This window comes from Chryseobacterium luteum (assembly GCF_000737785.1).
Lineage (GTDB): Bacteria > Bacteroidota > Bacteroidia > Flavobacteriales > Weeksellaceae > Chryseobacterium > Chryseobacterium luteum.
This window is the reverse complement of the sequence record NZ_JPRO01000014.1, coordinates 232,810-245,408: the sequence shown is the minus strand read 5'-3', so window position 1 is coordinate 245,408 and position 12,599 is coordinate 232,810. Positions and strand designations below refer to the sequence as shown.

Sequence of the window (12,599 nt, the reverse complement as noted above, 5' to 3'; positions counted from 1 at the left end):
TGTTTTTCGACTTAATATTTGTCTCGCGCTTCAAACAGTAGAATTTTCTTAACGTTCATAGAATTAATTTTCTTAACGCTCCATTTTCCTAGGTCGGTTTTGCTTTGAGTTTAAAAATTCACAATTGACTTATTGACCATTCACTTTATTGGCTATTCACCTTTTAAAATGCTACAGGTTTTAAGTTCAGCCCTAAATTCTCTTCCCAGCCCATCGCTATATTCATGTTTTGAACTGCCTGCCCGGAAGCTCCTTTCAACAAATTGTCAATCGCTGAGTGAATAACTGCTACATTTCCACTCTTTTCTATATAAATCACACAGCGATTGGTATTGACAACCTGCTTCAAATCAATGGCATGCTCACTTACCTTTACAAAAGGCTCTTCTTCATAAAAATCCTGATACAACTGAATGATATCTGAAAGTATTAAATCTGTTTTCACTGTCGAACTTGTAAAAATTCCCCTTGCAAAATCACCCCTCCACGGAACGAAATTGAGACTGATATCTTTATGATTAAACGAAATTAACTGCTGTAAAATCTCATCTACATGCTGATGCGTCAGAGTTTTGTATGCTGAAATATTATCGTTCCTCCACGTAAAATGTGTTGTTGCCTGTAAAGACTGGCCCGCACCCGTTGAACCTGTAATTCCTGTTGTGTACACTTCATTCAACAAACCTTTTCCTGCCAATGGAAGAAGAGCGAGCTGAATGGCCGTTGCAAAGCATCCCGGATTGGCAATACTTTTTGCTCTTGCCAGATTTTTTTTATTAATTTCTGGAAGTCCGTAGATAAAATTTCTGTTTCCAAAGTTTCCATCCAAACGGAAATCATTTCCGAGATCAATCACTAAAGTTTCCTCATTAACAGGATTTTGACTGAGCCAATTCTGACTTTCTTTGTGCGGAAGACATAGAAAAAGAATATCCGCGACTTCAATTTTATCAGTTAAAACCATTTCACAAACCGTCGCCAAATCGGGGTATAAATCAGAGATCCTTTTCCCCGAATTGGAACGACTATATAAAAAACTCAATTCTGCATTGGGATGAAAAGCTAATAAACGCACCAATTCGCTTCCTGTGTAACCGCTGGCTCCAATGATTCCAATATTTTTTTTCATTTTTATTCTTTTCCACAGGTTTCGCCTGTGGCTATTGTTATTGAACCCTTCGGGTTCTCCATTAAAACACTGAATTTATCTGATGGTATATATTTAAAGAATTGCTTACAATTTTTGTGTAGCCTTTCACATCTTCAGCCGTCCAGGCCCTGTTTGCTTCGCCGTAGCTTCCGAATTTATCTGACATCAGATCGTGCCTGGATTCAATTCCGTTTAAAACAAATCTGTATGGATAAAGGGTTACAAATACTTTTCCGCTGACCGTTTCCTGAGAATCCGTTAAGAAAGATTCAATATTTCTCATCACCGGATCTAAGAAAAGTGCTTCGTGAAGCCAGTTTCCGTACCAGTCGGATAGCTGGGATTTTATCATCTGCTGATATTTTGAAAGTGTATGTTTTTCCAATAAATGATGGGCTTTGATGATCACAGATGCTGCCGCCGCTTCAAATCCTACTCTTCCTTTGATTCCAACGATTGTATCTCCAACATGGATGTCACGGCCAATTCCGTAAGCGGAAGCCTGTTCTTCAATTTTCTGAATAGCATACACGGAATGTTCAAAATTTTCTCCATTTACGGCTACAACCTCACCATTTTTAAACTCAATTTCCAGTTCTGAGGGCTGCGTTTCTTTAATCTGTGATGGAAAAGCTTCTTCAGGAAGGTAGTTTCTTGATGTTAATGTTTCTTTTCCCCCTACTGAAGTCCCCCACAGTCCTTTATTCACGGAATACTGAGCTTTCTGAAACTCCCTCTCATAGCCGTGGCTTTTCAGGAATTCAATTTCTTCTTCACGGGACAGGCTCATATCGCGGATCGGCGTGATAATCTCCACTTCCGGGCACATTATCTGGAAAATCAAGTCGAAACGAACCTGATCGTTTCCGGCTCCCGTACTTCCGTGAGCAATAGCATCCGCACCGCTTTCAATGGCATATTTTGCAATTGCCTGTGCCTGAACGGTACGCTCTGCACTCACAGATAAAGGATAAGTGTTGTTTTTCAGCACATTTCCGAAGATCAGATATTTTACGCAAGAATTATAGTAATCCTCCTGAGCATCCACGCACCTGTATTCCTTCACCCCAAGATTGAAGGCTTTTTTTTCCAGCTCTTTTTCTTCTTCTTTAGAAAAACCTCCGGTATTTACAGTCACTGCATACACTTCGTATCCCAGTGTTTCACTAAGATACTTGGCACAGTATGAGGTATCCAAACCTCCGCTAAACGCTAAGACGACTTTCTTTTTCTCCATTGTAACAATCTATTTCGGACTGCTGAATTTCAGTCCCGTTTACTTTATCATTCTTTTCAGGAACAAAAAGCATGGCTGTACACAGACAGTTTTTACGTTCCTTTTTCATTAAAATTTCGTAGTTCACACAGTTCTTACACCCGTCCCAAAATTCTTCATCCTGAGTCAGTTCAGAATAAATCACCGGCTTATAGCCAAGATCACTGTTGATCTTCATGACAGCAAGTCCTGTGGTTAACCCAAATACTTTTGCATTGGGATATTTTTCTCTGGATAACCTGAAAACTTTATTTTTGATAAAAGTGGCTACTCCCCTGTTCCTGTAATTGGGAGATACAATGAGTCCCGAGTTTGCTACAAACTGGCCGTGTGACCAGGTCTCAATGTAACAAAACCCCACCCATTCGCCATTTTCAGTAGCAACCACAGCATTGCCCTCTGAAATCTTTTTCGTTAAATATTCGATGGAACGTTTTGCGATCCCCGTTCCTCTACGCTGTGCAGAATCATACATTTCCTGCTGTATTTCACTCACATACATTAGATGTTCGCATGAGGAAATTTCTATTTCCATTTATTTATCTGAATTTTCCGGCAAATTTAAAGCATAATAACTTTAAAAACCAAATTATAAAGATATTTTTTTTGTTTAAATGAAATATACAGGTAATTTTATCTTTATATAGAATTATTATTTTGCTAAATTATTATATATTTGCTAAAAACATATAGCTATGGAAAATAAGTGTCCAAAATGTGGTGGTAATGAGATTGTAAAAAGCGGAATCATCAACGAAAAACAACGTTTCCTCTGCAAAGACTGCAAGTATTATTTCACCGTTAAAAAAATGGGGAAACAGATTGATGACTACTATGTAACCAAAGCATTACAACTCTATCTTGAAGGTCTAAGCTTCCGTGAAATAGAGCGGATTATCGGAGTTTCTCATGTAACCATCAGTTCATGGATCAAGAAATACAATATCACAAGACCGCCCCATTCTGAATTCCATCCTGTTTATAAAATCTTAAAACAAAATGAGCTGATTGAATATATTGCTCAGGAAGAAAACATTAAAAACTCCGGCCTTATCATTACCCAATTTGCTGATAAGTATATGTTGATTAAGTGGGAAAGGTTTAAGAAGTAGGTAAGATATTAGAATCAAGAGCTAAGAATCAAGATGTCAAACATAAGACATCAGATTTCAAATTTCAGACAATAGCGGTGGTTGCTTCGAGAATGTCAGCTACCAGCTACCCAAACTCATTTACTCTCAAACACTCAGACTTTTAAACTCCACTACTCGTCACTAAAAACCAACCAGTTAAGTAAAAACTATATACTTACCAATAATATATATTAAATTTCTTTAAATAAATTATTAATTACAATTTGGCTTTCACAAAAAACAACGCCAAAAATTGATAATTTATGAAGAAATTACTTTCATTTATTGGATTAGCCCTAATAAGCAGTTCTTTATATTCACAGGGTTCTCCTGATTACGGAGGCGGATTAAAATTAAACCTCAATCCGGAAGGAGACAAGTACATCAGATTTATTTTATGGGACCAGTTCTGGCTCAGAAATACCCAGATGAACCCGGGAAGCATGGTTGCAGGAGAAGCCACCGACAATTCGTGGAGTCTGGGAAACAGAAGATTACGTGCTTTAATGTACGCACAAATTTCTAAAAGATACATGATCCTGGCCCATTTCGGGATCAATAACCAGACCTTCATTAATGGTGGGGCAACAGGCACTACAGGGACAGGAGGGTATGGAAACGGGAAGAAACCACAGTTATTTTTTCATGATGCATGGAATGAGTATGCAGTTATTTTACCCGGAGAAGCAGGAAAATTCAGTTTATCTTTAGGGGCAGGGCTTCATTACTACATGGGACTTTCCCGTATGACTATGGCTTCGACCCTGAATTTCCTTACTGTAGACTCTCCTATTTTCTCATGGCCGTTAATTGACAATTCCGATCAGTTTGCAAGACAGCTGGGAATGTTTGCCAAAGGAAAATATGGAAAACTGGAATACCGCTTCAGCTTAAACAAACCTTTTGCAACCGACTTGGTTCCGGTGAACGTCACAGATCCTGCAAGAGCCGCAGCCGTGGATAACAATGGAAACCCAAGCTTTTCAAAAGCCGGATATGTGGAATATCAGTTTCTGGATGAAGAATCCAATACACTTCCTTTCAAAGTGGGTTCGTATTTGGGAACAAAGAAAGTTTTCAATGTGGGTGCAGGTTTTTATCATCAGACAGACGGGACCAGAACATCTGTTAATTCCAATATTGAAAAACATGATATCACACTTGTAGCAGTAGACGCCTTTGCAGATATTCCTTTGGGAAATGCGAAACATAAAATGGCCGTTTCTGCCTATGCCGGATATTACAACTATAATTTCGGTCCTAATTACATCAGAAATCTGGGAACAATGAATATTGCAGCCTCTGATCCTAATTTCACGGGAAACAAAGCGATTGCAGGTCCCGGAAACCTTCAACCAATGATAGGAACTGGGAATGTGGTTTATGCCCAGGCAGGCTTGCTTCTTCCCAGCCAGTCAGAAAAACCGAAGATCAGAATACAGCCTTTCGCGGCATATACCCATAAAAGCTTTGAAGCATTGGATAAGCCGTCTTCACAGTTTGATGTAGGCGCCAACTGGTTTATAGACGGGCATCATGCAAAGATCACCACACAATATTCCACAAGACCTGTGTATACCAGCCCTACGGAAAGCCCTTCTTCAAAAGGCGAATTCATTGTACAGTTTCAGATTTACCTTTAAACTCAGGATGAACTCAATATCTTAATTTTTTAACATCAAAATCAATCAACATGAGCGAAAATCACCACGAGAACTACGAGAATATGACCGAACGGCAGAAGAACCGCACCATCTGGAGCGTGATCACCGCCTCATCACTCGGTACTCTGATAGAATGGTATGACTTTTATATTTTTGGAAGTTTAGCAATCGTTTTAGCGACGAAATTCTTCCCGGCAGATAATCCTACCGCAGCATTTTTATCTACACTGGCGACTTTTGCAGCCGGGTTTGTGGTAAGGCCTTTCGGAGCTTTATTCTTCGGAAGATTAGGCGACATTATCGGAAGAAAATACACCTTTCTCGTTACTCTTTTGATCATGGGATTCTCCACTTTCCTGATCGGGTGTATTCCCGGGTACGAAACCATCGGATTCATGGCGCCGGTTTTAGTTTTAATTTTAAGACTTTTACAAGGTTTGGCCCTGGGAGGAGAATACGGGGGTGCAGCAACCTATGTTGCAGAATATGCGCAGCCACACAGAAGGGGTTACTGGACTTCATGGATTCAGACTACAGCAACTGCAGGACTTTTCATCTCATTAATCGTCATTTTAATTACTAAAAACACGTTGTCTGCGGAAGAATTTGATTCCTGGGGATGGAGAGTTCCGTTCTGGATTTCAATTTTAATGGTGGGAGTATCTTATTTCATCAGAAAAAACATGAAAGAATCTCCGCTTTTTGCAAAGGCTAAAAGTGAAGGAAAAACATCTAAAAACCCTTTAAAAGAAAGTTTCGGAAATAAATTTAATTTCAAATTTGTATTACTGGCATTATTTGGTGCTGCCATGGGACAGGGCGTTATCTGGTATACGGGACAGTTCTACGCTATGAGTTTCCTGCAAAAAGTAATGAATATAGATTCGATGCAGGTTGATTATTTAATGGCGACCGCCTTATTAATGGGTACACCGTTCTTCGTGTTTTTCGGCTGGCTATCAGATAAAATAGGACGAAAAGCAATTATGATGGCAGGTATGCTGGTTGCTATTTTAGCCTACAGGCCTATTTACGACAGCATGTACAAAAGTGTAAATATCGAAGCTAAAACCGTCGCAAATAATGGAATCAAAGAAACAAGAACCGCCGCTATCCACAAAGATATAGCGTCGGACAGCTTAATTACATTCCATAAAGAAACTACATTTACAGACGGAACATTCATTAAGAAAGACAGCATCGTACATTGGTCTGCAGCGGGTCCTGTAATGAAAGACGGAAAAGTGGAAGAGCCAAAAGTCACAAAATCTATTACGCTAAGCAATGATACAAGATGGTATCTGGTCTTTTTAGTGTTCATTCAGGTGATTTTTGTAACGATGGTTTATGGGCCGATCGCAGCTTTCCTTGTCGAAATGTTCCCTGTGAGGATCCGTTATACCTCAATGTCTTTACCTTATCATATCGGAAACGGAGTATTCGGAGGACTTCTTCCGGCAGTGGCAACTTATCTGGTAACTCAGGGAAAGGATGCGGGACATCCAACCTGGTATCTGGAAGGGCTTTGGTATCCAATTGGAGTCGCTGGAGTCTGTTTAGTCATCGGATTATTTTATCTTAAAAATAAGAATAATAATATTCACGATTAGACACCTGATCACTTAAATTTTTTACTAATTTTAAAACTACTAAAATGAACGGACTAAAAAAAATATTAGGCATACTCTGGATTGCAGTAGCTTTGGTGGTGGGATATTTCGGAACCACAGTTTTAGGAATTCCAAAAATCACCTCAGGAAAGCAGGAAGATCTGGTATTCGGGATCATCATCTTATTTGTGCTGATGCCGATCATCTCGGGCGGAATGGCTATTTTCGGATACTACTCGCTGACAGGAGAATATTCGGACGATAAGATTTAACTTATAAAAGATTAATGATAATTGATGAGTGACAGGTTACTCATCAATTATCTTTTATCAATCATCATTTATGAAGAAAAGACACGAACAAAAACTGGTTATCCTGAGCATCGGACTGATGATGGCTTTCAGCATCCCTATTTCACTGCTTTTTAACAGTGAAAAAGATGTTTTCGGCTACCCGATGATCCTGATCTACCTGTTCGCGGTCTGGATGATCTCCATCATTATTTCTTTTGTAATCGTAAAAAAATATGATGAGTAGTCTCGCGTTATTTGTTGTTGTTTTAATCTATCTCGCCCTTTTGTTCTTAGTTGCCCATCTGGCAGAGAAGAAGAAGAGCAAGCGATGGATCAACAATCCCTACATCTACGCATTGTCTCTGGCGGTGTACTGCACGGCCTGGACGTACTACGGAAGTATTGGTGTTGCGGCTACAAGCGGACTGAATTATCTGCCGATCTATATTGGCCCCGTCATGATTATTCCTGCATGGATCTATATTAACACGAGAATTGTAAGAATTTCCAGAATCAATAAAATCAGCAGCCTTGCGGACTTTATTTCTTTACGATACGGAAACAGCAGAAGCTTTAGTGCCATTATCACGATTGTCTGTTTGCTCGCCATCGTACCTTATATCGGACTTCAGATCAAAGCTATTTCCGAAACCTTCCATTTGGTGACCGAAACTTCGATGTCCAACAATATACTGACCGACAATGCAACGTTTGTAGTTGTTTTGATCGCTCTGTTTTCTTCCTATTACGGAACCAGATATGTGGATGCATCAGAAAAACGTTTGGGAATTATTTCAGCCATTGCTTTGGAGAGTTTTTTAAAACTTTTCTTCATCATTATTTTGGGTGTATTTGTCATTTATTTTGTATTCGACGGCTTTTCAGATATCTATGAGAAGGCGAGTAAATTTGAAGATTTTAAAGAAAAAAATACATTCAACGGGATTGAAGATGCCATGAACTGGATGGTTTTGTGTATGATCTCTGCCACAGCGATCTGCATTCTTCCGAGACAGTTTCACACAGCGATTATTGAGAACAGACAGGAAAAACACATCAAGACAGCAATCTGGTTTTTTCCTCTTTACTTATTGATCTTCACCATATTCATCTTTCCTATCGCCTGGGCCGGAAGACTTATTTTTGACGGAGAGAAAGTAAATCCCGAGTTCTACTCTATCCTGATTCCGCAGCATTTTGGCAATACTTTAATTACGGTTTTTGTATTCCTCGGCGGGCTGAGCTCATGTATTTCCATGATCATCATTTCAGCCATCACCTTGTCCATCATGCTTTCCAACAACCTCATCATTCCTTACGGTTTGCTGGGGAAATTCAAATCCGACAACGAGGTTCAGAATACAAGAAATATTACCAATATCAGGAAATTCAGCATATTTGCCCTGATCATTATGGCCTTTGTTTTTTATAAATATTTTATTCTGAAAACATCACTGGATTCTGTAGGACTTATCTCATTTGTGGTGATCGCACAGCTGGCACCTTCTTTTTTCGGAGCGATATTCTGGAGAAGAGGAAGTTATAAAGGTGCTGTAGCAGGACTTCTGGCAGGATTGGCGATCTGCTATTTCGGACTGATTATTCCGCAGTATTATTTCTCGTACAATCAGGAATTCAAAGGAGTGATCCGCGAAATATATGATGTCTTCGGATTTTTCAATATTTCCTTTTTGAGCAGGATCCCGCAAATATTCTTCTGGTCAACCTTAGTTAACACTTCTCTTTTTACGATTATTTCCGTTAGCGTTAAAGGAAATTACAGGGAACGGAATTTTGCGGAATTGTATGTGGACATCGACAAGCACATCCAGAATCATGAGAACGCTTTCATCTGGCGCGGAACGGCTTATGTTTCAGATATTAAAAACATTCTGGAACGGTTTTTAGGCAAAAACAAAACGGAACAGGCTTTAAGGATCTTTAATTTAAAATACAATATCGACTCCAACACTGAAACGGCGGATTCAAGGTTTATCAAATTCTCAGAAAATCTTTTAGCAGGAAGAATTGGGACAGCCTCAGCAAAAATACTGATTGAAGGAGTGACGAAAGAAGATAAAATATCCCTGAAGGAAGTTTTAAATATTTTAGAAGAATCCAAAGAAAATATTATCCTTAATAAAAAGCTGACAGAGCAGTCTGAAGAGCTACAGAAACTCTCTGATGATCTAAGGACAGCCAATGAAAACTTAATCGTTAAAGACCGCCAGAAAGACGACTTCCTGGATTCCGTAGCCCACGAATTAAGAACACCAATTACCGCCATTCGTTCGGCAGGCGAAATTTTAGCGGATGATGATGATATTCCACCGGACATCAAGCAGGAATTTTTAAACAATATCATCACAGAATCTGACAGGCTGAGCGAGATCATCAACGATATTCTTTACCTTGATAAACTGGAACACGGCGAAATTGCTTTAAATATCCAGGAAAATAATATTCTTGAAACCTACAAAAAAGCTTTAAATCCACTACTCCACCTGATACAGCAGAAAAACATCCATTTAAGTGAAGTCAATCTTCTGAATCAGACCGTATTGGAACATGACGAGGCAAGAATGATCCAGCTTTTCCAGAATATTTTCGGAAATGCTTTAAAATTTACCGATGATCAGGGAACTATACAAACCAAACTGGCTGAAAAAGAAGATCATCTGATCATTACTATTTTCAATACAGGTCGGCACATCCCTGAAGAAGACCTGGAGATGATTTTCGATAAATTTTACCAGTCAAAAAACCAGAATATTTTGAAACCTACGGGAAGCGGGCTCGGGCTGGCTATTTCAAAGAAAATCGTACAGGCCCACGGAGGAACAATAAAAGCGGAAAACAGCGGTTTGGGCGTCACTTTTACGATAAACATTCCGTACAACATAACAAAAAATGAAGTTGAACAAAACCAATAAACATCTATGAGAAAGATCATTATTGCCGATGACGAACACAAAATATTAATGTCGCTGGAATACAGCTTTAAGAAAAACGGCTATGACGTTTATATTGCAAGAGACGGAACGGAAGTCCTGGATTTCCTGAAAACAATGGTTCCCGACGTTATTCTTCTGGACATCATGATGCCGAACCTGGACGGGTACAGCACTCTGGAAGCCATTAAAGAAGATGAAAGAATGAAAGACACAAAAGTCATATTCCTGAGCGCAAAAAACAACCCGAAAGACATCGAGAAAGGTATGGAAATGGGCGCCGATGCCTATGTAACGAAACCCTATTCCATTAAAAAACTGATGCAGCAGATTGAGGAGATGTTTGGGTAGACAGATTCAAGACATTAGACACGAGATCTGAGACTTGAGACTGAGATACCGGAAATAATAATACAACGTCATTGCGGGCAAAGCAACGCAATCTTAATAATCTTACTTCTTAAACAGACCTTAATGGTTTCAATTTTAACCATTAAGATTTTGTTAAGTTGTTTAGAACATTAGGTCTTAGCATTGTTTTAAAGAGATTGCTTCGTCGCTTCGCTCCTCGCAATGACAAAAAAACATGAAACACAAAAATCAATATGGACGCAGATAATCTGTTTAAGCAAAGTATAGAAAACAAAGAAAATTTCTGGAAGGAACAGGCCAAAGAAATACAATGGTTTGAGTTCCCGGAAAAGATCCTTTCTAAAGATAAAAATGAGTATCCGCAGTGGTATGCTGACGGAAAACTTAATATATGCCACCTGTGCATTGACCAACATATTGAGGACGGTTTTGGAGACCAAACCGCCATTATTTACGATTCTCCCGTTACCGATCAGAAGAAAACCTATACTTTCAATCAGGCTAAAGAAGAAATCTCAAAATTGGCAGGAGGACTTGCTTCATTAGGCTTAAAAAAAGGTGATACAGCCGTTATTTATATGCCCATGATCCCGCAGACTCTTTTTGCGATGCTGGCCTGTGCAAGAATCGGAGTGATCCATAATGTGGTTTTCGGGGGTTTTGCACCGCATGAATTGGTCGTGAGAATTGATGACTGTAAACCAAAAGCTCTGATAACAGCCACAGCAGGTATAGAAATAGCAAGAAGAATTCCCTATTTACCGCTTGTTGAAAAAGCTATTGAACTGGCGCAGGATAAAGTAGATAACATCATTGTTTACAACAGAAAACTGGCAGACAACCGGCACGAAATGTTTGAAGGGCTGATAGATTATGAAGAACTGGTTCAAAAATCAGAACCTGCAGATTGTGTTTCAGTAGAATCAACTCATCCTCTGTACCTGCTTTATACATCAGGAACAACAGGAAAACCAAAAGGAATTGCACGCGATACCGGAGGTTATGCAACCGCGCTGAAGTTTTCCATGAAATATATTTACGGTGTGGAACCCGGGGAAACTTACTGGGCCGCATCAGATTTCGGATGGGCGGTAGGCCACAGCTTTAGCGTGTACGGCCCCCTTATTAACCGGAATACAACCATCATTTTTGAAGGAAAACCCATCATGACCCCTGACGCAGGTACATTCTGGAGAATCATTTCGGAATATAAAGTTTCCGTTATGTTTACCGCTCCTACAGCCATCAGAGCGATTAAAAAAGAAGATCCGAACGGAGAACTGGTTAAGAAATACGATCTCACCCATTTCAAAAAACAGTTTCTCGCCGGAGAACGGTGCGATGTAGCTACTTTAGACTGGTTCGCAGAACATATCGGGGTTCCTGCTATTGATCACTGGTGGCAGACAGAATCCGGATGGCCGATGTTAGGTCTGATGACTTTTGACGCTGACTATCAAATCAAAAGAGCTTCCGCAGGAAAACCTGTTCCGGGATACGACATCAGGATCTTTGATGAAAACGGACTGGAACTTGATCCGCACCATGAAGGCTATCTCGTGATCAGACTTCCGCTCCCTCCCGGTGCCCTTTTAGGAATCTGGAATGACCATGAGCGTTTTCAGAGCAGCTATCTGTCACAGTATAAAGGGTACTATTTTTCCGGTGATGGTGCTATTCAGGATGAAGACGGCTATATTTTCATTACAGGAAGAGTGGATGATGTCATTAATGTAGCCGGACACAGGCTTTCCACATCAGAAATGGAGGAAATTGTCTCTTCTCACCCTGATGTTGCAGAGTGCGCAGTCGTAGGCATTGATGATGAATTGAGAGGACAAGTTCCTTTTGCAACGGTTGTTTTAAAAAACGGTTCGGCAATTACAGAAGAAGAAATTGAAAAAGATATCATCAGAATGGTTCGTGAGAAAATCGGTGCTGTAGCTTTTCTAAAGAATGCAATGGTTGTCAAACGCTTACCTAAAACCCGTTCCGGCAAGATTTTAAGAAAACTGATCAGAACATTGCTGGATGGGAAGGATTTCCAGGTTCCATCCACGATAGATGATGAAAAAATCATTGAGGAAATCCAGGAAAAAATCAATGAATACAGGGCTTAAGCCATAAATTAAACATATATTTAATATTAA

At 39.6% G+C, this 12,599-nt stretch carries 11 protein-coding genes; 8 read left to right on the top strand and 3 right to left on the bottom strand.

Annotated elements, in window-relative coordinates; translation table 11 throughout:
* Window positions 1–163: 163 nt before the first annotated feature.
* The 3 genes from argC to IX38_RS15190 form a co-directional block, all read right to left on the bottom strand.
* Window positions 164–1,129, bottom strand: a complete 966-nt coding sequence (gene argC, locus IX38_RS15200; protein ID WP_084680290.1) for an N-acetyl-gamma-glutamyl-phosphate reductase — start codon at window positions 1,127–1,129, stop codon at window positions 164–166.
* 61 nt (window positions 1,130–1,190) lie between these two features.
* A complete protein-coding gene (gene argG / locus IX38_RS15195) occupies window positions 1,191–2,387 on the bottom strand; it encodes an argininosuccinate synthase (RefSeq protein ID WP_034706382.1) in 1,197 nt (398 codons plus the stop codon).
* Complete coding sequence (locus tag IX38_RS15190) at window positions 2,356–2,961, bottom strand: GNAT family N-acetyltransferase (protein WP_051884790.1); 606 nt, start codon at window positions 2,959–2,961, stop codon at window positions 2,356–2,358. Before IX38_RS15190 ends, argG begins: the two co-directional genes overlap by 32 nt.
* A 160-nt stretch (window positions 2,962–3,121) precedes the next feature.
* Here IX38_RS15190 and IX38_RS15185 point away from each other — a divergent pair, with 160 nt between their 5' ends.
* From IX38_RS15185 to IX38_RS15150, 8 genes are all read left to right on the top strand, one after another.
* Window positions 3,122–3,538: a transposase-like zinc-binding domain-containing protein gene (locus IX38_RS15185; RefSeq protein ID WP_034706381.1), complete on the top strand. Its 417-nt coding sequence runs from the start codon at window positions 3,122–3,124 to the stop codon at window positions 3,536–3,538.
* A gap of 284 nt (window positions 3,539–3,822) precedes the next feature.
* Window positions 3,823–5,202, top strand: a complete 1,380-nt coding sequence (locus tag IX38_RS15180) for a hypothetical protein (RefSeq protein ID WP_034706379.1) — start codon at window positions 3,823–3,825, stop codon at window positions 5,200–5,202.
* A 50-nt stretch (window positions 5,203–5,252) separates the two neighbouring features.
* Window positions 5,253–6,833, top strand: coding sequence for an MFS transporter (locus tag IX38_RS15175; RefSeq protein WP_051884788.1), 1,581 nt, complete (start codon window positions 5,253–5,255; stop codon window positions 6,831–6,833).
* A 44-nt stretch (window positions 6,834–6,877) separates the two neighbouring features.
* Entirely contained in the window at window positions 6,878–7,105 is a 228-nt protein-coding gene (locus IX38_RS15170) for a DUF6814 family protein (protein ID WP_034706377.1), read from the top strand.
* Window positions 7,106–7,175: 70 nt separating this feature from the next.
* Complete coding sequence (locus tag IX38_RS15165; RefSeq protein WP_034706376.1) at window positions 7,176–7,370, top strand: hypothetical protein; 195 nt, start codon at window positions 7,176–7,178, stop codon at window positions 7,368–7,370.
* The gene (locus IX38_RS15160; protein WP_034706375.1) at window positions 7,363–10,059 is read left to right on the top strand and encodes an ATP-binding protein; all 2,697 of its coding nucleotides are present in this window, start codon (window positions 7,363–7,365) and stop codon (window positions 10,057–10,059) included. Before IX38_RS15165 ends, IX38_RS15160 begins: the two co-directional genes overlap by 8 nt.
* Window positions 10,060–10,065: 6 nt before the next feature.
* The gene (locus IX38_RS15155) at window positions 10,066–10,428 is read left to right on the top strand and encodes a response regulator transcription factor (protein WP_034706374.1); all 363 of its coding nucleotides are present in this window, start codon (window positions 10,066–10,068) and stop codon (window positions 10,426–10,428) included.
* A gap of 254 nt (window positions 10,429–10,682) precedes the next feature.
* Window positions 10,683–12,569: an AMP-binding protein gene (locus IX38_RS15150; protein WP_034706371.1), complete on the top strand. Its 1,887-nt coding sequence runs from the start codon at window positions 10,683–10,685 to the stop codon at window positions 12,567–12,569.
* Window positions 12,570–12,599: the final 30 nt, after the last annotated feature.